Below are 20598 nucleotides of genomic sequence, written 5' to 3'. Positions count from 1 at the left end.
CGCGCCATGGTGCGCCGGGCAGGCACACCGCTGGTGGTGCCAAAAGGGCAAAGTGTACTGTGCAGCACCCCGCAAAACCGTAACGCCCCGTGCACGCTGGCTCGCATGCTGCCTCAATGGCGGGGCTCGTGCTGCCATTGCGGCAAGCGGGCGCCGCAGTGCAGGCAGTACAGCGCCTCGGGCAGGTGCCCTTCGGTCAGGCATTCGTGGCAGGTGCGGGTGGTGGCCACAGGCACTGCAGACAGGCGCTGCGAGGTCATCTCGGCCGTCACGATGCCCGTGGGCACGGCCAGCGTGCCCCAGCCCAGCAGCATCATGACCGAAGCGATGAAGCGCCCCAGGTCGGTTTTGGGGGTGATGTCGCCAAAGCCCACCGTGGTCATGGTGGTGATGGCCCAGTACACCGCGGTGGGAATGGTGGAAAACCCGTTGGCCGGCCCCTCGACCACGTACATCAGCGTGCCCATGACCAGCACGATCATCAGCACGCCGGTGATGAACACGATGATCTTGCGGGCGCTGGCCTGCAGGGCCCGGCCCAGGCCCCGGTACTCGGTCAGGTACGAGGTGAGCTTGAACACCCGGAAGACGCGCAGCAGACGCAGCACGCGCACATCGATCAGCGCATGCGCGCCCGGCAGCAGCAGGGCCAGGTAGGTGGGCAGCATGGCCAGCAGGTCCACCACGCCGAAAAAGCTGGTGGCATAGCGCAACGGCCGCCGGGTGCAGGCTAGGCGGGCGATGTATTCGAGCGTGAACAGCGCAGTGAAGCCCCACTCGGCCCAGGTGAACTGCTGGCGCCAGCGCTCATGCAGCGCGGGCACGCTGTCGGCCACCACCACAGCGATGCTCAACAAGATCGTGACGATCAGCGTCAAGTCAAAGAGACGACCCGCGCGTGTGTCGGCCTCGAAGATGATGGTGTAAAGCCGAAGGCGCCAGCCTTGCAGCGGGAGATCGGGGTCTGGGGAAACCTGGGGCATGGGAATGCGATGCGTTGGTGGTTGGAATGAGCGCACGTGGCTGCTGCCACTGTAGTACGGTGCCCATAATCGGCCCATGCCCCACAGCCGCAAGCTCCACCTCGACACCCTGGCCATCGCTTTTTTGCTGGCGTGCTGCATGTTCTGGGGCTTCCAGCAGGTGCTGGTGAAGGCCACGGTGGCCGAGGTGGCGCCGGTGTTCCAGGCCTTTGTGCGCTTCGCGCTGGCCACCGTCGCGGTGACGGCCTGGTGCCTGTGGCGCGGCGTGCGCCTGTCAATGGCCGCCGAGCCCGTCGGGGCGGCACGCGCCGGGCTGCTGGCGGGGGCGCTGTTCGCGGGCGAGTTCGCCTGCATCTACCTCGGTCTGCAGTACACCACTGCCTCGCGGCTCACGGTGTTTTTGTACGCCTCGCCGTTCTGGGTGGCCCTGCTGCTGCCACGCTTCATCCCGGGCGAGCGCCTGCAGGGCTGGCAGTGGCTGGGCCTGGCCGCCGCGTTTGTCGGCGTGGGGCTGGCCCTGGGCGACGGGCTGCTGGGCCCCGCCAATGCCGCCCTGCCCCAGGCCTGGCTGGGCGACCTGCTGGGGCTGGCGGCGGGCCTGATGTGGGCGCTGACCACCGTGGTCATCCGCAGCACGCCCCTGGCCCGGGTGGCGCCCGCCAAACAGTTGCTGTACCAAGTGGGCGTGAGCACCGTGGTGCTGCCGGTGCTGTCGCTGGGCCTGGGAGAGCCCTGGGTCTGGCAATTCAGCCGGTTTGCCTGGGGCTCGCTGCTGGTGCAGGCGCTGGTGGGCGCGTTTGTGAGCTACCTGGCCTGGATGTGGATGCTGGCGCATTACCCGGCCACGAAGATCTCGGTGTTTGTGTTCCTCACGCCGGTGTTCGCACTGCTGTTTGGCGCCTGGTGGCTGGGCGAGCCCGTCACCACCGGGCTGGTGGCCGCGCTGGTACTGGTGGCTGCGGGCATCGTGCTGGTGAACCGGCGGCCTGCAGCGGCGTGATGGGCACGGGTTTTGGACCAAAAGCGCCCTTAGCCATTGATAAATAAGCGCTGCAAGCTATTTTTTTAGCAGCAAATACATGACCATCAGCGCACACTGAACAGTGCACCCAGATGCGACAAAATGTCACCATTGGTACGCTCCGTCAAAACATGATGTGCGCCCCTGAAACCTGAGATTTTTCGACGGGACTGGCGCCAATACGTGCATTTTTTACAGGCGCACGCATCACGCGCCCCATCCCATGCCCGACTACTTGCGCTTTGCAGGAACCATGCACAAACCCGCCACTTACATCCTGACGCCTCGCCCCACTGGTCTGCGCCAGCCATGACCGCCTGCTCCACGGTCGTAACAGGGGCCGCTGCGCTCGTAAACCAACACTGTCGGCACTGCTCGGTGCAACAGCCATGCCCGGTAAACCGCATTCAGGGCGATCGAGTGCCCGAACTTCAACTCAAGGAGCACAGCTTTCGCGCGGGCGATGTTTTGGAGAACCAAGGATCGACCTCCACCGCCCTGCGCATCATCAAATCAGGTGCCACCCTGCTGCGCCGCGAGTCACGCTACGGCAACCGCCAATCGATCGGCGTTTTCGGGCGCGGAACGGTGATAGGCAGCTTTGGACTGCTGGGCCGGCCGAATCCGGTCACACAAATCGGCATTCTGGACGGCCGGTATTGTGAGCTGCCTGCCGCAGCACTAAGGCGCAGCGGGCTGCTCGAAGACCCGGTTTTTCTGGGCCATCTGTCCGAGGCGATGGCACTTGCGATCGAGAGCCATTGCAACTGGTACCAGCTGAGCAGCGGCGACAGCGTGGCGCGGCAACTGGCGGGCGCTCTGATGCACCTGAGCGACCTTCAAAGCAGCCTGCGTGTGCGCCTTCCGAAACAGACCATCCTGGCCGACCTGCTGGGCACCACACGCGAATCGATCACCCGGGCATTTGCCCGCCTCGAAAAAGAGGGCGACGTGAGCCGGTTTGGCCGCTATTACTGCGACCTCAATGTGCCTCGACTGGCCCAGACCATCAAAGCGACGAATCCACCACTGACGCAATAAGCCACTGCGCACGCCGGCCAGGCGGGCGCTTTGCTGCGCGCCAGCGTGCGCCGCTTATTCAACACAGAGCAGGCAATTTTCGGTGACATGAGTCACATCAGGTTCAGATACAGGGCAAACGGGGCGGATACCCGCTATGACCTTACGTAACAACTTCCCATAATGTTTTTTCCGCTGCCGCGGCGCCATGCCACGGCCCAGTGGTTTCGATTGATGCCAAGAATGTTCACCCAGCTTTTCTCCCATGAAAAACAACGGCCCCGTCACGCAGCGCGAGTACCCGGTAGGCGAGCACGAAACCTTGCTGTCTGCCACCGATCTGAAAGGGCGCATCACTTACGCCAACGATGCCTTCATCGCCTGCAGCGGCTTTGAACGCGACGAGCTGTATGGCAAAGCCCACAACCTGGTGCGGCACCCCGACATGCCGCCCGCAGCGTTTGATGACATGTGGAGCACCATCCAGAGCGGTCGCACCTGGACGGCCTTGGTCAAGAACCGCCGCAAGGATGGCGACCACTACTGGGTGCGGGCCAACGCCGCGCCCATCCGCCAGCGGGGTGAAGTGAAAGGCTACCTGTCGGTGCGCACCCGGCCCGACAGCGAAAGCGTGGCCGCGCACGAAGAGGTCTACCGAGACATCCGCACGGGAAGCCGCAAGCTCGGCCTGCGGCGTGGCCAGGTGGTGCGCAAGAGCCTGCTGGGCTGGTACACACGCTGGCGCTTCGTTTCCCTGGCCACACGCATGCGCCTGGGGCTTGTGGCCTTGTGGTTAGCGGGTGCTGCAGGCATGGCTTCAAACGGGGCGCAGGCGGCATCGCAATGGCCTGCGCTGGCGGGGTGGACGCTGGCCGTGCTGCTCAGCGGCTGGTGGCTACGCACGGCGGTCCACGGGCCGCTGCAACAGCTCATGGTCCAAGCGCAGGCGGTGGCCAGCGGCCAGCGCGCCGAGCCCTTGTTCCTGAACCGCTGCGACGAGATCGGCACATTGATGCGCGGCATCGAGCAGGCATCGCTCAACCTGGTCGCGCTGGTGGGCGACATCCAGGGCAAGGCGATGCGTGTGCGCAGCGGTGCGGACGATCTGCAGCAGGGCAATGAAAAACTGGCTGAGCGCACGCGCGAAGCCGCTGCCAGCGTCGAAGAAACAGCCGCCGCCAACGAACAACTTGCCACCACCATCGGCAGCAACAGCGAGACCGCCGCTCAGGCCGCGCAGATGGCGGCGGAGGCGGTTCGGGTCGCTTCGCAAAGTGCTGCCATGGTGGCGCAGGCCCAGGAGAACATGCGCGGCGTCTCGGCATCGAGCGAGAAAGTGTCCGACATCACCAGCCTGATTGACTCCATTGCGTTCCAGACCAACATCCTCGCACTCAACGCTGCGGTCGAGGCGGCGCGCGCGGGCGAGCATGGCAAGGGTTTTGCGGTCGTGGCGTCGGAGGTGCGATCGCTGTCCATCAAGAGTGCGAATGCCGCCAAAGAAATCAGGCAACTCATCGACGCATCGGCCGCGCAGATTGATGCGGGCAACCGCACCGTGACCTCCGCCGGCCACACGCTGACCGAAGCCGTGCAGGTCGTTGAGCGCGTGGCCCTCATGATGGAAAACATTCGCCTGGCGAGTCAGGAGCAGGCGCATGGCGTGGCCCAGATCAACCAGTCGCTCGTGCAACTGGAACAAATGGCCCAGCTCAATGCGGCACAGGTGGAGCACAACGCCCAACTGAGCCAGGTGCTGGGCGAGCAGGCCCAGCGCCTTGACGAGGCCGCGTCGGTGTTCCGGCAAGGGGTGTGAGATGGAGCAAACTTCCAACGAAGAGGCCCTTGCCCTGGCCGCACTGGAAGCCGCGCCGGACGGCATCCTGATCGTGGATGACACCGGCACCATCCTCAAGGCCAACCCCGCCACCGAGCTGCTGACCGGCTACAGCCCCGACGAACTGACAGGCCAATCGGTCAGCATGTTCCTGCCCCAGCACATGCGCAGCAAGCACAACCATCTGGTCAAGAGCTTTTTTCTGCACCCGGTTTCACGGCCCATGGGCATGGTCAGTCTGCTGCAGTTGCTGCGCAAGGACGGCCTGCCGGTGCCCGTCGACATCGCCCTGGGGCACTGCACCATGGACGACCGCTCGGCGGCCGTGGTGTTCTTGCGCGACATGACCGAGATGAAACGCCTGCAGGACGACATGCATTACCAGGCGACGCATGACGGGCTCACGGGGCTGGTGAACCGCTGGATGTTCATGCAGCATTTCGAGCAGGCCATCCAGCGGGCGCGGCGCAGTGGCCGGACAATGGCACTCTTGCTGCTCGACCTCGACGAGTTCAAGGATGTCAACGATTCGCATGGTCATGCGGCGGGCGACCAGGCGCTGGTCGAGGTGGCACGCAGGCTGCGCAGTGGGTTGCGCGCGGGCGATGTGATTGCCCGGCTGGGCGGTGACGAGTTCACGGTGCTGCTGCCCGATGTGCCATCGATGGAGCATGTGCTCCAGGTTGCACAGAAGCTGCAGCGCAGCCTGTCGGCGCGCTGCCAGCTCAAAATGGGTGAAGTCAGCCTGGGCGCCAGCATCGGCATTGCCGCGTTCCCCAACGATGCGCAGGATTCGGGCACGTTGATGCGCTTTGCCGACATGGCCATGTATGCGGCCAAAGCCCACGGACGGGGCACGCACGCCGTGTACAAGCCCGAAATGAGCGAAGCCCTGATCCAACGCAGCCAGATGCACGAGCGACTCAAGCGCGCCGTCGAAACACAGGCGCTCGAACTGCACTACCAACCCCAGGTGGATGTGAGCACGGGAAGCATCGTGGGCGTGGAGGCCCTGCTGCGTTGGCACGATCCCGAACTGGGGAACGTGTCGCCCGATCGCTTCATTCCGGTCGCCGTGTCCACCGGCCTGATTCACCCGCTAGGCGACTGGGTGCTGGAGACCGCTTGCCGCCAGGCTGCCGAGTGGGATGACAACGGTACACCCATGCGCGTTTCGGTCAACCTGTCAGCACAGCAATTTCGCCAGGCACAGCTGCCAACAAGGCTGCAGCAATTACTCGACCTGCACGGCACACGCGCCGAGTTGATCGAACTGGAGATCACCGAGACCGAGGCCATGGCCGACCCCGAAACGGCGCACCAGGTGTTCGACCGGCTCTGCGCTTTGGGCTTCAGCATTGCGCTAGACGATTTTGGCACCGGCTACTCATCGCTGTCGTACCTGCGCCAGCTGCCGGTGTCGCGTCTGAAGATCGACCGGGAATTCATCCGCCAGGTCATGCACAACGACAACGATGCGGTTTTGGTGCGTGCAGTGATCGCGATGGCCCACACCCTGAACCTGCCAGTGGTGGCAGAAGGCGTTGAAGAAGCCGCGCAACTGGCATTTCTGCACAGCATTGGATGCGAAACCTACCAGGGCTGGCTGTTCGCCAAGGCCCTGCCTGCGGCCGACATCTCTCGCATGCTCGGTAGCCCCAGCCATTCGTCCGTGTTTGAGCAGCGTCACTTTGCCTAGAGATTCTCTGCAAGGGCAGGTGGCCCTGGAATCAAAATTTCGGAATGCGGATGCGGCTGATCATCAGCGAGCCCGAGAGCGCGAACAGCAGCACCAGCGGGTGCAGCGTGAAGCCGCCAATCAGCAGCTTGCCAAACCACAGGTGCTCGCGCACCGCACCCAGGTAGCCGGCCAGGGCCAGAACCCCCACCAGCACGATGGAGGTGGGGATGGGCGTGCCTTCGAAATATTTCACCTTGCCGTCATCGCCCGACAGGGTTTCTGCCGTGACGTTGTAGCGCGCTAGGCGCGACACGCCGCAGGCCACGAAGTAGGCCAGCACGATGCGGTCATAAAGCCCCTGCATGCCGCAGCCATAGGCAATGATGGCGGGCGCCACGCCGAACGAGATCACGTCGGCCAGTGAATCGAGCTCGCGGCCCATGGCCGAGCTTTTCTGGCGCCAGCGCGCGATGCGGCCATCGAGCACGTCAAAGATCAGCGCGGCCAGCACCAGGGCGCAGGCGAAATAGATATGGAGCACATCGCTGGTCTCCAGGTACGACATCACCGAGAACAAGGCACCCACGCCACAGACCGCATTGCCCAGCGTGAACCAGTCCGCCAGGTGGAACTCGCGGATCATCGAAAAGCGCTTGGGCGCGGGGGACGGGGTCGACATAGGCAGGTCTCCGGGGTGCGGCACATGGAGCGGGGGAAACCATTATGCGGCGCACCGGGTGCTGGCCCCGCTTTGGGTGCCGCAGTCCTCCATGCTCAGGCTGCGGCCGCCTCGCGTTGGTGGCCCATGGGGTCTTCTTGCGCCGGCCCCATCCGCACGGCGGCGGCAAACGCCGGTAGCGTCCAGTCCTGGCCCAGCAGCAGCATCTCCACTGGCTGATCCTCGCGCCGGGGCTCGGGCACGTCGCGGTCCAGGTACACCAGCCGATTGCCGCGCAGATCCACAGAGCCCCAGGTGTGGCGGTCCACCTCAATCAAGCGGTTGAATACGGTGGTGCCCGCCAGCCGGCGCTCCACCCGGTCTTCGACATACTCGTGCCACTCGTCGTCGGCCTCGCGGCGGTGCATTACGAAGCGCGAGTCCGGCAGCGGCGCGGCGGTCAGGGCGCCCCGGGTCGCCCTGACCCTTGCCACTCAGTCGAGCTTGATGCCCGTCGACTTCACCACGCCCGCCCAGCGCTGGAGTTCCTTGCCGATGTAGGTGCGATATTCCTCGGGCGTAGAACCCAGGGGCTCGGCGCCTTGTAAGGCCAGCTTGGCGCGCACCTCGTCGCTCTGCAATGCCTTGTTGATCTCGGCGCTCAGGCGCTGCACTACCTCCGGCGGGGTTTTGGCTGGCACCATCACGCCCTGCCAGGCCCCGGCTTCAAAACCGGGCATCACGGTTTCCGCCAGCGTGGGCACGTTGGGGAAAAGGGACATGCGCTTGGCGGTGGTGACCGCCAGCAGCTTCAGGCGCTTGTCCTTCACGAACGGCATCACCGAGTTGATGGTGTCCGTCATGTACTGGATCTGGCCCGCCACCAGATCAACGTCTGCAGGAGCGCTGCCACGGTACGACACGTGCGCGGCGTCGATGCCCATGTTCTTGGTGAACTGGAAAGCCGCCAGATGGGTCACGTTGCCATTGCCCGCCGAGCCATAGGAAAGCTTGTCGGGGTTGGCCTTGGCGTATGCCACGAACTCGGCCACGGTGTTGGCAGGAATGCTCGGGTGCACCACTAGGGCCAGGGGCACCACGGCGGTCAGGACCACGGGCGCCAAGTCCTTTTGCACGTCGTAGCTCAGGTTCTTGTAGAGCGCAGGGCTCAGGGTGATCGACGAGGTGTTGTAGAGCAGCGTGTAGCCGTCACCCGCTGCCTTGCTGACCTGAGTGCCGCCGATGTTGCCGTTGGCGCCCGGCTTGTTGTCCACCACCACGGACTGCCCCATCTGCTCGGTCAGCTTCTGCGCCAGCACCCGCGCCACCTGGTCGGTGGGCCCGCCTGGTGGGAACGGCACCACCAGGGTGATCGGCTTGGAGGGGTAGGTCTGCGCCTGTGCCAAGCCCATGGGGGCGATCGCAGCCACTCCAGCCGCGCAACTGAGCACGGTCAGGCACAGACGCCGCATCTGGTGTATTGGTGCGGATGTTTTATGGTCGTTTTGCTTCATGGTGTTTGTCTCCTGAGTGGTTGTATGTAATTGGGGAATCGATTCACTTGCGCCCGGCCAGCAGCCGGGTGGCGGTGTAGGTCATCACCATCACCCCCTGGTGATTGAAGACGTCGATGCGCGAGGTCACGACAGCACGGCCACTCTTGGATGTGGGGCGAATCTCCGTCACCTCCACCACCGCCTCGATGGTGTCGCCCACCAGCACGGGCGCGAGGATCTTCTGGTGCAGCTCCAGCATGGCCAGGCCCGTGCCCTGGATCATGGTCTGCAGGATGAAGCCCTCGATGAGCGCATAGGTCAGCGCCCCCGGCACCGGCCGCCCGGCCATGGCGCCGCCTTCGTAGCCGTCTTCGATGAAGATCGCCTCCAGCATGCCGGTGACGCCGATGAAGCTGACCAGGTCCGTCTCGGTGACGGTGCGCCGGAAGGTGCGAAAGCGTTGTCCCACGCTCAGGTCCTGCCACACAAACCCCTGTCCGAGGCGCGGCAAATTGCGGTCCACGCCCGCGGGGGCGGCATGGCTGTGGGTGGCCACAGCTGTGTTCTGGCTGGTCATGGAAACGGTCCTTATCAAGAAGCGGGGGCAATGGCTACGCGGGTGCCCAGCAATGCCTCGATCTGCGCATCGCTGAGCCCGGCCTGGGCCAGCAGCTCCTGGGTGTGTTCACCCAGCCGGGGCGGCATGGTGATGGCGGGGCGCTGCCCGTCAAAACGCACCGGCACGCCCGGAAACCGCACATCCCCGAGGGCCGGGTCGGCAATGGTTTCAAAGAATTCGGTGGCCACCAGGTGCGGGTCCTGCGGCAGGTCCTGCAGCCGGGCCACGGGTGCTGCCGGGATCTCCAGCCGCTCGCACACCGCGATCCAGTGGGCCGTGGTGTGGCGCTCGGTAAAGCCCGAGGCGAGTTCCAGCAGCTCGGCGATGTGCCGCGTGCGGCTGGCGATATCCACAAAACGCGCATCACACGCCAGCTGCGGGGCGCCCACTTCGGTGAAGAAGCGCTGCCAGTGTTGATTGGTGTACGGCATCATGGCCACCGCCCCATCGGCCGTGCGGTAGGGCCGCCGCCAGGGGGTGAGCACGCGCGGATAGCCGGGCTCTGACAGTGGCGGCTCGAAGTGCTGGCCGTAGTAGTGCTCGACCAGGTTGAAGCCCACCATGGACTCGAACATGGGGATTTCGACAAAAGCGCCTTCGCCCGTGCGCTCGCGCTGCCACAGCGCGGACAGGATGGCGTGCGCGGCCACATGGGCGCAGGTCTTGTCGGCGGCAATGGTGGGCAGGTAGCGCATCTCGCCGCCCTGCCGTTCCATCAGATCGGCCAGCCCCGACATGCCCTGGATCACGTCGTCATAGGCCGGTTTGCCGGCATAGGGGCCCGGCAAAAAACCCACCAGGCTGGCGTACACCAGGCGCGGAAAGCGCTGGCGCAGCGCCTCGGGCGCGAGGCCCAGGGCCGCCAGCTTTTGCGGCCGCATGCTGTGCATCAGCACATCCGCCGTGGCGATCAGGGCGCCCAGCGCCTCTTGCGCGTCGGCCTGCTTGAGGTCCAGCGCCACGCTTTTCTTGCTGCGGTTGGAGCCGAGGAACATGGCCGCCATGCCCGCCTCTTTCGAAGGGCCGGTATGGCGGGTCGAGTCGCCCTCGGGCGGCTCGATCTTGATCACCTCGGCACCATAGTCGGCCAATATCTGGCTGGCCAGGGGGCCAAAAATCACACTGGACAAATCCAGTATGCGCAGGCCTTGCAGCGGCTTCATCGTGTGATCTCCGGGAACGCTTTGTGTGGGCTGGGTGGGGCCGGTGCAGTCTTTGTTTACTGGAACTTCGGCGTGCGCTTTTCAATGAAGGCGGTCACCGCCTCGCGGTGGTCGGCCGTCTTGTGGGCAATGGCCTGGTAGCCCGCAGAAATCTCCAGCAGCGAAGCCAGCGAGGCGCTTTCCCCTTCGCGCAGCAGGCGCTTGGTCATGCGCATCACGGCGCCGGGGTTGGCGGCGATCTTGGCGGCCAGCGCACGCGCGGTGGGCAGCAATTGGTCAGCAGGCACGACACGGCTGACCAGGCCGCAGGCCAGCGCTTCTTGCGCGCTGATGGCCTCGCCGGTGAACGCCATTTCGGACGCCTTGGCCATGCCCACGGCGCGCGGCAGCAGCCAGGCGCCGCCGTCGCCCGGCACAATGCCCACGCGCACAAAACTCTCGGCAAAGGTGGCCGTCTCGCTGGCGATGCGGATGTCGCACATGCAAGTCAGGTCCAGCCCCGCGCCGATGGCCGGGCCGTTGATGGCGCAGATCACGGGCACGTCCAGTTGGTAAAGCGCATTGGGAATCTGCTGGATGCCCTGGCGATATTCCTCGCGGATCAGATCGGGCGTGAGCGCCTCATCGAAGAAGCGCTTCATGTCCTTGACGTTGCCGCCCGAGCTGAAGATGGGGCCGGCGCCCGTGAGGATCAGCACCTTTACGCTGGCGTCCTTGCGCACGTCCTCGCACAGCTGCACGAACTCCTGCACCGCCGTGTTGCCCGTGAGCGCATTGCGCGTTTCGGGCTGGTTCATGGTGGCGGTGAGAATGCCGCCGTCGCGTTCAATGGTCAGAAAAGTCATGGGATGTCTCCGGTATTAATAAATGAGCTGCCAGCGCTTTATACAAAAGGCTTTCAAGTGGATTTCATCGTGAAACCAACTCACATCAAGCGCTAGCCGCTATGGTTTTCAAAGCACCGCGTCTACGTCGGTGATGCGCCGCACGATGTCCAGGGTCATGCCCGGGTGTTCCAGCAGGGCCTCGCCCGCCACGCCGTACCAGTAGGCTTCGCTGCCCGCGGTCTGGCGCCAGGCATGCAGGCGGCGCGTGAACAGCTGCAGGTCATATTCCTCGGTGAAGCCGATCGCGCCGTGGATGGCATGCGCCAGCTCGGACACCACCAGCGCCGCCTCACTGCAGCGCGCCTTGGCCGTGGCCACACGCAAGCGCTCGGGCACCACGCCCGCCCCGCTGCAGCCCAGCTGCGCGGCCATGCGCGCGGCAAACACGTGCTCGCTCATCACCGCCAGCTGGTGCTGGATGGCCTGGAACTTGCCGATGGGGCGGCCAAACTGCTGGCGTTCATTGGCGTACTGCAACGTGCGCTGAAACACTCTGCTGAGCGCGCCCGCCATTTGGGCAGCCACCACGGCGGCCTGCAGGGTACGGACGTCCAGCGCGCCATCCACCGCGACGGCGGGTGCGGCCTGCACCTGCGCAGCCGTCCAGGCCAGCGCGGCATCAAGCGCCAGGGCCTGCGGGGTGGCGTGTGCGTCCCCGGTGCCCAACAAGCGCCATGCGGTGCCCGCCTGCACCAGCACCGCGGCGGCCACTTGGCCGCTGCGTACCAGCATGCAGCGCAGGCCGCCATCGGCCAGACGCTCGCCGCGTGCCAGCGCGATGCTGCCTGCTGGACGCGCCACGCCGGCCTGCGCCAGCAGTGCGCGCGCCACCATGGTTTCGCCCAGGGGCAAGGGCAGCGCATGTGCGCCACACTGCTCCAGCACGCCGAACACCTGGCCCAGCCCCAGGCCGGCGCCACCGTCGTCTTCGCTCAGCAGCGCATCGGCCAGGCCGGTGGCTTCGAGTTGCGCCCACAGGGCGGTGGTGGCCCCGGCGGTGCGGCCACCTTCTTCGATGGCGCGCACCACGTGGGGGGTGCACTGGTCCGCCAGCACATCGCGGGCAGCATCGGCAAACAGGTCGTTGTGGTTCGTGGTCATGTGTCTCTCCCAATCAACGCAAGCCCAGGCCGCGGGCGATCATGCCGCGCAGGATGTCGCGCGTGCCGCCGCGCAGCGAGAACGAGGGCGAGGCCTCTGTCACGTACTTGAGCGTCATCAAAAGCTCCACCGGCACGTCTTCGGTATCGCGCGAGAAGAGGTCTTCAGCGATGGCGGCGGGGATCATCTGCTCCAGCGTGGTGCCCAGCTCCTTGACCAGTGCGGCCTCGACGATGGGGCTGGCGCCCTGGGTGAGCTTTTCCTGCACCGACACCGACATGGCGCGCAGCGGCGCGAGCTGTGTCAGCACCTTGCCCGCCAGTTGCCGGGCCGATTCGGTGCGGCCCTGGGGCGTGCGCACGTAGTCCAGCCACTGATCGAACAGCACGATGCTGGAGTACAGGCGTTCGGGCCCGCTGCGCTCGAAGGCGAGTTCGGCGGTGACCTGCTCCCAGCCCTGGCCTTCGGCGCCGATAAGGGCGTCCGCACCAAGCTGCACGTTGTCGAAGAACACCTCGCAGAAATGGCTGTCGCCCGAGAGGTCTTCAATCGGGCGCACGGTGACACCGGGCAACGACAGGTCGACGATGATCTGCGACAGGCCCTTGTGGCGGTCTTCGGTGGTGCCCGAGGTGCGCACCAGCGCAATCATGTACTGGCAGTGGTGGGCGTTGGTGGTCCAGATCTTTTGGCCGTTGAGCACAAACCCCTGCTCGTTCTGGACGGCGCGCGTCTTCACGCTGGCCAGGTCCGAGCCCGAGTTGGGCTCACTCATGCCGATGCAGAAAAAGGCCTCGCCGCGGCACACACGCGGAATGTAGAACTGCTTTTGGGCCTCGGTGCCGAATTTCAGGATCAGCGGCGCACTCTGGCGGTCGGCGATCCAGTGCGAGCCCACGGGGGCGCCGAAGTTGAGGAATTCCTCGACCAGCACATAGCGGGTGAAGGCACTGCGCCCGCCGCCGCCATATTCCTGGGGCAGGGTGACGCCAAGCCAGCCCTTGGCGGCCAGCCGGCGGCTGAACTCGGTGCTGTAGCCACTCCACGAGCGTGCACGGATGTGCGCCGGTATCTCGCGGGTGGCCTCGACCAGAAAGGCGCGCACTTCGGCGCGCAAGGCTTCGTCCTGCGCAGGGATGCGCGTAAGCGTGAGTGAATCCAGGGTACTCATCCCAATACTCCGTTGTCTCTGTAGGTTTGCAGCGCCTCGGCCGTGAGGCCCAGGTGGCGGGTCAGCACTTCGTCGGTGTGCTGGCCCAGCTGCGGGGGGGTGTGGCGGTAGGTGACCGGCGTGTCCGACAGGCGAATCGGGCTGGCGACCAGGGGCACCTCGCCCGCTTGCGGGTGCTGCATGGCTATCTGCAGGCCACGGGCCTTGACCTGCGGGTCTTCGAACACGTCGCGCACGGTGTTGATGGGGCCGCAGGGCACAGCATGCTGCTCGAGCAGCGCGATCCAGTCGCGCGTGCTGCGCGTCATGGTCACGGCACGGATGCGCTCCACCAGCTCGGTGCGGTGGGCCAGGCGGCCATCATTGCGCACAAAACGCGCGTCCGCCGCCCATTCGGGCGCGCCAATCGCATGGCCGAAGCGGGCGAACTGGCCATCGTTGCCAATGGCCAGGATCATGTGGCCGTCGGCGGTCGGAAAGTCCTGGTAGGGCACGGTGTTGGGGTGCGCGTTGCCCATGCGCTGCGGCACCTTGTCGCCATATAGGAAGTTCATGCCCTGGTTGGCCAGGCAGGCCACGCCCACGTCGAGCAGCGCCAGATCGATGTGCTGGCCCCGGCCCGTGTGCTCGCGCGCCTGCAGGGCGGCCAGGATGGCCGTGCTGGCATACAGGCCGGTGAGGATGTCGGTGAGCGCCACCCCCACCTTCATGGGGCCGCCGCCGGGCTCGCCATCGGAGCGGCCAGTGATGCTCATGAGCCCGCCCATGCCCTGGATCAGAAAGTCATACCCCGCGCGGTGCGCATAGGGCCCGTCCTGGCCGAAGCCGGTGACCGAGCAATACACCAAGCGCGGGTTGAGCGCGCTCAGGCTCGCGTAATCAAGCCCGTACTGCACGAGGCCGCCGGTCTTAAAGTTCTCGATGAGCACATCGCACTGCGCCGCGAGCTGGCGCACGATCTGCTGGCCCTCGGGCCGCGTGAAATCCACCGTGACCGACTGCTTGTTGCGGTTGGCGCACATGTAATAGGCCGACTCGCCCGTGGACTCGCCCTGTGGGTCCGTCACATAGGGCGGTCCCCAGGCGCGGGTGTCGTCGCCGGTGCCGGGGCGCTCGACCTTGATCACTTCGGCCCCCAGGTCCCCCAGTGTCTGGCCGGCCCACGGCCCTGCGAGCACGCGCGAAAGATCCAGCACCTTTACATGCTGGAGCGCTCCTGGCGGCATGGCGGCCCTTTCGCTCATTGCTGCGGCACCTTGGCCTGGTGCACGATGCGCTTCCACAGCGCGATCTCGTTCTTCTGGAACTCGTGCATCTGCGCGGGGCCCCCGGTCATGGGTGTGGCGCCAATGCGCTCGTAGAAGGCACGGGTCTCGTCCGTCCTGGAGATCGCCGTGAACAGCTCGGCGAGCCTGGCCGTCTCGGCCGCTGGCGTCTTGGCGCTGACCATGGCGCCCACCCAGGTGTAGGCCTCGAACCCGGGCAAGCCGGCCTCGCTGGCGGTGGGCACGTCGGGCGACGAGGCCACGCGCTTGTCGGCCGCCACGGCGAGCACCTTCACGCGGCCACCCTTGGCCAGCTCCTGCACGGCGGTCACCTCGGCAAAGGCATAGTCCACCGTGCCGGAGGCCACGGCCGTCATGGTCTCGCCTGCACCCTTGAACGGCACATGCACGGTCTGCACCTTGGCCGCATCGTTGAGCAACTCGCCCATGAGCTGGTAACCCGCCGAGCCGGCGCCGAAATTGATCTTGCCGGGGTTTGCCTTGGCGTAGGCCAGCAAGCCTTTGAGGTCCTGGTACGGCGCCTGCGGCGTGACGGTGAGCATGGCGGGCGAGCGCATCATCATCGTCAGCGGTGCGAAATCCTTGACCGGGTCGTAAGGCAGCTCCTTGAACAGCGCGGCGTTCACGGCGAGCGTGGAGTTGCTGCCGATGAACACGGTGTAGCCGTCGGCTGGCGCCGTCAGCACCTGCTTGACGGCGATGAAGCCGTTGGCGCCCGGCTTGTTCTCGACCACCACGGACTGGCCCGTGATGTCCTGGAGCTTGCGCGCGAAATAGCGCGCAGAGGTGTCGGTGCCGCTGCCGGGCCCGAAGGGAACGACGAACTTGATGGTCTTCGATGGGAAGGTCTGCGCCTGGGCGACGGGCGCGATGGTGGCGGCGCCCAGCGTGATCAGGGCGGCGCCGCCGAGGGCGCCCAGAATGGTTCTGCGCTTGTGCATGGGAATTTGTCTCCTGGAATGGGGGCAGGTTTGCCGGGCCCTCCGTGGGGGCCTTGGCTCGCACTCTAGCCAGCAGGGCTAGTGCCGTCTAATATTAAGAATTGAAAAGCCAATACCGTTTGGATATCACATGAACCTGCGCCAGCTGCGCCAATTCGTCACGCTCGCAGAAACGGGCAACTTCCACCGCGCGGCCGAGCTGCTGCACATGGCGCAACCGCCGTTGTCGGTGTCCATCCGCAAACTCGAAGAAGAAATGGGCGATGCGCTGTTCGAGCGCCGCTCCACGGGCGTCTTCATCACCCCGGTGGGCGAGGCCATGCTGGCCGATGCGCGGCTCACGTTGTTCCACGCCGAGCAATGCCGCCAGGCCGTGTTGGATGCGCGCCAGGGCCAGGGTGGACTGCTGCGCATGGGCATCATCGGCTCGGCGACGTATGCGCTGCTGCCCGAGCTGATCCCCTCGCTGCGCGAGCGTTTTCCCAAGATTGAGCTCGAACTGACCGAGGCCACCTCGTCCGAAATCCTCGACGGCCTGGTCTCGCGCCGCTTCGATGTGGGTTTTGTGCGCTACCCCGTGCTGCACCCGGCCCCGTTCGAGCTACTGCCCATGGACCGCGACGACTTCGTCCTCGCCGTCTCGGAGCGCAGCCCGCTCGCGGCGCAGGAGGCCATCGCGCTGTCCGAAGCGGCACACGAGCCCTTCATCATGTACCCGCGGGACAAGGTGCCCAGCCTCTCGGCCCTGGCGCTGATGCGCTGCCAGCTCTCAGGCTTCACGCCGCATGTGGCCCAGGAGGCCATGCAGGTGCAGACCATCATGAGCCTGGTGGCCTCGGGCCTGGGCGTGGGGCTGGTCGCCGGCGTGGCGCGGCTGGTGATGCCGCGTGGCGTGAAATGCCTCGCACTGACCGACAATCCGCCGGGGTTTCATGTGGGCATTGCGCTGGCGCGGCTGCAAGGCAATACCAGCCGGCTCGTCGAGCGCTTCACCGAGCATGCCCTGCGCTTTTCCACAGCGCCCGATGTGGCGCCGCCGCCCGCGGCACAGCCGTCGGCCGACTGAAGGCTTGCCCCCGCAACGCCAGTGCGCCATCCCGCAGCAGGCGCGGCGTTCAGCCGACGGCAGCGGCCGGCACCGCGCGGCGCGCGGCGAACGCCACGTACCAATCGAGGCACTGTGGGTTGGCCATCGCATCCTTGTTGACCACCTTCTCGATGGGCTGGCCCAGCAGCAGTTTTTTGACGGGCAGCTCCTGCTTCTTGCCGCTCAGCGTGCGCGGCACCTCGGCCACCACATGGATGTCGTCGGGCACGAAGCGCGGGCTCAATGCGGTGCGCACGGCGCCGTTGATGCGCTCGCGCAGGGCGTCGTCGAGCGCGCTGCCGGGGCGCAGCACCACGAACAGCGGCATGTAGCTCTCGCGGCCCAGGTATTCGAGGTCCACCACCAGGCTGTCGAGCACTTCGGGCAGCGCCTCGACGGCGCTGTAGATCTCGCTGGTGCCCATGCGCAGGCCGTGGCGGTTGATGGTGGCGTCGCTGCGGCCGTAGATGATGCAGCCGCCATTGGCGCCGATCTTCAGCCAGTCGCCATGGCGCCATACGGCGCCCATGCTGGCGGGGCCATCGCCGCCGCCGGGCTGGCGGCCGTGGCCTGCGGGGTACATGTCGAAGTAGCTCGACAGGTAGCGGCTGCCGTCCTTGTCGCCCCACAGGAACAGCGGCATCGACGGTATCGGCCGCGTGCAGACCAGTTCGCCCACCGCGTCGGTCACCGGCAGCCCCTCGGCGTTCCACGATTCCACGGCGGCGCCGAGCATGCGGCATTGCATTTCGCCGGGCACTTGCGGAAGCTCGCGGTGGCCGCCGAGGAAGGCGCCGCAGAAATCGGTGCCCCCGGAGATGTTGTTCCACCAGATGTCGGGCTGCGGCTCTGCGCCTGCCTGCGCAGGCGCGGACAGCCCGGCGGCGGCGGGCGTCTTGTCCGCCATGCCACGAATCAACCTGAACTGCGCTGTGCCCCACTCCTGCATTTCGGGCGAGAGCGGCGAGCCGGTGGTGCCCAGCGCACGGATGCGCGAGAGGTCGCCGCAATCGTGCAACGCGAGCCCGGCTTTCATGCAGTTGGCATAAAAGGCCGCGCCGGCACCGAAGTAGGTCACGCCGGTCTCAACGGCAAAGCGCCACAGCAGTCCCCAGTCAGGGTGCTCTTTGCTGCCGCCGGGGTTACCGTCAAAAATGACGCAGGTGGTGCCGCCCAGCAGGCCGCTGACCTGCGCGTTCCACATCACCCAGCCGGTGGAGCTGTACCAGTGGAAGCGCTCACCCAGGCTGTTGGGTGCGTAGCTGCAGCCCACGTCGTTGTGCAGGCATTTGAGCTGCAGTGCCACCAGCACCATGCCGCCGTGACCGTGCACGATGGGCTTGGGCAAGCCCGTGGTGCCGCTCGAATAGACAACCCACAGCGGGTGATCAAAAGGCAGCCACAGCGGTTCAAACGCCGTCGTTTCAGCATCATTTCGAGCTGTAGCCCCTATCCAGTCAGCGCAACCAGCTACTGAAACAGTAGCATTCAGATTACCCAGCAGCAGCGTGTGCTGCACGCTCGGCAGGGCCGCGCGCAGCTCGGCCAGCACTGCCAGGCGGTCGTGGTCGCGGCCGCCATAGGTCACGCCGTCCACGGCGATCAGCACCTTGGGCTCGATCTGGCGGAAGCGGTCGAGCACGGCGTGCGTGCCCATGTCGGGCGCGCAGATGCTCCACACGCCGCCAATGCTGACGGTGGCCAAAAAGGCCACCATGGCCTCGGGCACGTTGGGCAAATAGGCGGCCACGCGGTCGCCGGGCTGCACGCCCTGGGCCTGGAGGTGCAGCGCCAGCGATGCCACCTGGCGGCGCAGTTCGGGCCAGCTCAGCTCGCGGTGCTGACGCTTTTCGTTGCTGCTGACGATGGCCGGCAGGCCGGCGGCGTCGGCCGCATCGGCATGGCGCAGCACCTGCCGGGCGTAGTTGACCTGCGCGCCGGGAAACCACTGCGCACCGGGCATGGTGTTTTTGGCCAGCACGGCGCTGTGCGGCGTGGGCGACTGCAGGTCGAAATAGTCCCAGATGCTTTGCCAGAAGGCGTCCAGGTCGGTCACGGACCAGCGCCACAGGGCGTCGTAGTCGGCAAACTGCAGGCCGCGTTGCTCGCGCAGCCAGTTCTGGTAAAGGCGAATCTGGGGAAGGTAGGAAGCAGTCATGCGGCTAGCGTAGAGCGCCTTGGCTGCGCAGCACCACGGGGTTTTACCGCGTGCCCAGTCGCTGGCGTGACAGCCCCTGCGCCGCGCCAACAGCGCCGGCAAGGCGCGCAAATCCCCTACCATGCACGTCATCAATTCACAACGGAGAAATATCCATGGGATTCATGACCTGGAGGGAGAAAAGCGCCGACGCGCTGCAGCAGGGCGGCGTCATCGCCCCCGACGAGCGCCTGCCTTGGCCGCAGACGGCGGTGATGGGCGTGCAGCATGTGATTGCGATGTTTGGCGCCACGGTGCTGGCGCCCATCCTGATGGGGTTCGACCCCAACCTGGCCATTTTGATGAGCGGCATAGGCACGCTGATCTTCTTCCTCATCACCGGCGGCAAGGTGCCCAGCTACCTGGGTTCGAGCTTTGCCTTCATCGGCGTGGTGATCGCGGCCACGTCCTACGCCGGCAAGGGGCCCAACGCCAACATCGGGCTGGCGCTGGGCGGCATCATCGCCTGCGGCGCGTTGTATACGCTGGTGGGCTTTATCGTGCAAGTGGTGGGCACGGGCTGGATCGAGCGCTTCATGCCGCCCGTGGTCACGGGCTCGGTGGTGGCGGTGATCGGCCTGAACCTGGCGGGCATCCCCATCAAGAACATGGCGACCAGCAACTTTGACAGCTGGATGCAGGTGGTGACGTTTGTCAGCGTGGGCCTGGTGGCGGTGCTCACGCGCGGCATGGTGCAGCGCCTGCTGATTCTGGTGGGCCTGATCGTGGCCAGCGTGATCTATGCCGTGCTGACCAACGGCCTGGGCCTGGGCAAGCCGCTCGACCTCTCGGCCGTGCTGGCCGCGCCCTGGGTGGGCATGCCGGGCTTTTCGGCGCCGGTATTCAGCGCGCCGGCCATGCTGCTGATTGCGCCGGTGGTCATCATTTTGGTGGCCGAGAACCTGGGCCACATCAAGGCCGTTACCGCCATGACCGGCAAGAACCTGGACCAGTACATGGGCCGCGCCTTCATTGGCGATGGCATTGCCACCATGGTCAGCGGCGCTGCGGGCGGCACCGGCGTGACGACGTATGCCGAGAACATCGGCGTGATGGCAGCCACCAAGATTTATTCCACCGCCGTGTTCCTGGTGGCGGCGCTGATCGCCATCGTGCTGGGCTTCAGCCCCAAATTCGGCGCCGTGATCCAGGCCATTCCGCTGCCGGTGATGGGCGGCGTCTCCATCGTGGTGTTCGGCCTGATCGCCGTGGCCGGCGCCAAGATCTGGGTGGGCAACAAGGTCGATTTCTCGCAGAACAAGAACCTGATCGTGGCCGCGATCACGCTCATCCTGGGCACGGGCGACTTCACGCTGAAGTTCGGCCAGTTCGCACTGGGCGGCATCGGCACCGCCACGTTTGGCGCCATCTTGCTGTACGCGCTGCTCAACAGCCAAGGCACGGCTGCGCGCACCCCGCGATAACCCTGTCAGGGCAAACCCTGAGGCGC

Annotated in this window: 18 protein-coding genes; 6 read left to right on the top strand and 12 right to left on the bottom strand. The window is 65.9% G+C overall.

The annotated features are described in order from the left end of the window. Positions 1 to 113: 113 nt before the first annotated feature. A complete protein-coding gene (locus J8G26_RS01565; RefSeq protein ID WP_210567679.1) occupies positions 114 to 983 on the bottom strand; it encodes an ion transporter in 870 nt (289 codons plus the stop codon). A 76-nt stretch (positions 984 to 1059) separates the two neighbouring features. On the opposite strand from J8G26_RS01565, the gene J8G26_RS01560 reads away from it, so the two are divergent. The 4 genes from J8G26_RS01560 to J8G26_RS01545 all read left to right on the top strand — a co-directional run bounded on the left by J8G26_RS01560 (position 1060) and on the right by J8G26_RS01545 (position 6560). Continuing rightward, on the top strand, positions 1060 to 1983 hold the full coding sequence (locus tag J8G26_RS01560; RefSeq protein WP_210567678.1) for a DMT family transporter: 924 nt from the start codon (positions 1060 to 1062) through the stop codon (positions 1981 to 1983). Positions 1984 to 2313: 330 nt separating this feature from the next. Continuing rightward, entirely contained in the window at positions 2314 to 3045 is a 732-nt protein-coding gene (locus J8G26_RS01555) for a Crp/Fnr family transcriptional regulator (protein WP_210567677.1), read from the top strand. A gap of 244 nt (positions 3046 to 3289) precedes the next feature. After that, on the top strand, positions 3290 to 4840 hold the full coding sequence (locus J8G26_RS01550; protein WP_210567676.1) for a PAS domain-containing methyl-accepting chemotaxis protein: 1551 nt from the start codon (positions 3290 to 3292) through the stop codon (positions 4838 to 4840). Position 4841: 1 nt separating this feature from the next. Further along, complete coding sequence (locus J8G26_RS01545; RefSeq protein ID WP_210567675.1) at positions 4842 to 6560, top strand: GGDEF and EAL domain-containing protein; 1719 nt, start codon at positions 4842 to 4844, stop codon at positions 6558 to 6560. 31 nt (positions 6561 to 6591) lie between these two features. On the opposite strand, the gene pssA is transcribed toward J8G26_RS01545, so the two are convergent. From pssA to J8G26_RS01495, 10 genes are all read right to left on the bottom strand, one after another. Continuing rightward, the gene (gene pssA / locus J8G26_RS01540) at positions 6592 to 7221 is read right to left on the bottom strand and encodes a CDP-diacylglycerol--serine O-phosphatidyltransferase (protein WP_210567674.1); all 630 of its coding nucleotides are present in this window, start codon (positions 7219 to 7221) and stop codon (positions 6592 to 6594) included. A 95-nt stretch (positions 7222 to 7316) separates the two neighbouring features. Further along, positions 7317 to 7694 carry a hypothetical protein gene (locus tag J8G26_RS01535; RefSeq protein WP_210567673.1) on the bottom strand — a complete coding sequence of 126 codons (378 nt, stop codon included), beginning with the start codon at positions 7692 to 7694 and terminating at the stop codon, positions 7317 to 7319. Further along, positions 7695 to 8672: a tripartite tricarboxylate transporter substrate binding protein gene (locus J8G26_RS01530; protein WP_246881203.1), complete on the bottom strand. Its 978-nt coding sequence runs from the start codon at positions 8670 to 8672 to the stop codon at positions 7695 to 7697. Positions 8673 to 8757: 85 nt separating this feature from the next. Beyond that, on the bottom strand, positions 8758 to 9273 hold the full coding sequence (locus tag J8G26_RS01525) for a MaoC family dehydratase (RefSeq protein WP_246881184.1): 516 nt from the start codon (positions 9271 to 9273) through the stop codon (positions 8758 to 8760). A 14-nt stretch (positions 9274 to 9287) separates the two neighbouring features. Next, positions 9288 to 10478, bottom strand: coding sequence for a CoA transferase (locus J8G26_RS01520; RefSeq protein WP_210567671.1), 1191 nt, complete (start codon positions 10476 to 10478; stop codon positions 9288 to 9290). A gap of 56 nt (positions 10479 to 10534) precedes the next feature. Continuing rightward, a complete protein-coding gene (locus J8G26_RS01515) occupies positions 10535 to 11323 on the bottom strand; it encodes a crotonase/enoyl-CoA hydratase family protein (RefSeq protein ID WP_210567670.1) in 789 nt (262 codons plus the stop codon). A gap of 108 nt (positions 11324 to 11431) precedes the next feature. Then, complete coding sequence (locus tag J8G26_RS01510) at positions 11432 to 12466, bottom strand: acyl-CoA dehydrogenase family protein (protein WP_210567669.1); 1035 nt, start codon at positions 12464 to 12466, stop codon at positions 11432 to 11434. 13 nt (positions 12467 to 12479) lie between these two features. After that, a complete protein-coding gene (locus J8G26_RS01505; protein WP_210567668.1) occupies positions 12480 to 13637 on the bottom strand; it encodes an acyl-CoA dehydrogenase family protein in 1158 nt (385 codons plus the stop codon). Then, on the bottom strand, positions 13634 to 14881 hold the full coding sequence (locus J8G26_RS01500) for a CaiB/BaiF CoA-transferase family protein (RefSeq protein WP_210567667.1): 1248 nt from the start codon (positions 14879 to 14881) through the stop codon (positions 13634 to 13636). Before J8G26_RS01500 ends, J8G26_RS01505 begins: the two co-directional genes overlap by 4 nt. Beyond that, on the bottom strand, positions 14878 to 15864 hold the full coding sequence (locus J8G26_RS01495; protein WP_210567666.1) for a tripartite tricarboxylate transporter substrate binding protein: 987 nt from the start codon (positions 15862 to 15864) through the stop codon (positions 14878 to 14880). Before J8G26_RS01495 ends, J8G26_RS01500 begins: the two co-directional genes overlap by 4 nt. A gap of 130 nt (positions 15865 to 15994) precedes the next feature. On the opposite strand from J8G26_RS01495, the gene J8G26_RS01490 reads away from it, so the two are divergent. Continuing rightward, positions 15995 to 16930 (top strand): LysR family transcriptional regulator, encoded by a 936-nt coding sequence (locus tag J8G26_RS01490; protein ID WP_210567665.1) that lies wholly within the window; start codon positions 15995 to 15997, stop codon positions 16928 to 16930. 49 nt (positions 16931 to 16979) lie between these two features. Here the strand turns inward: J8G26_RS01490 and J8G26_RS01485 are convergent, their stop codons facing one another. Further along, positions 16980 to 19109 carry an acetoacetate--CoA ligase gene (locus J8G26_RS01485; protein ID WP_210567664.1) on the bottom strand — a complete coding sequence of 710 codons (2130 nt, stop codon included), beginning with the start codon at positions 19107 to 19109 and terminating at the stop codon, positions 16980 to 16982. Between the two features lie 155 nt (positions 19110 to 19264). Here J8G26_RS01485 and J8G26_RS01480 point away from each other — a divergent pair, with 155 nt between their 5' ends. Beyond that, positions 19265 to 20572, top strand: coding sequence for a solute carrier family 23 protein (locus J8G26_RS01480; protein ID WP_210567663.1), 1308 nt, complete (start codon positions 19265 to 19267; stop codon positions 20570 to 20572). Positions 20573 to 20598: the final 26 nt, after the last annotated feature.

It is taken from the genome of Acidovorax sp. JG5 (assembly GCF_017939685.1).
GTDB lineage: Bacteria > Pseudomonadota > Gammaproteobacteria > Burkholderiales > Burkholderiaceae_C > Acidovorax.
Note: the sequence above shows the minus strand (reverse complement) of the source record. Positions and strands in the feature narration are given on the sequence as shown.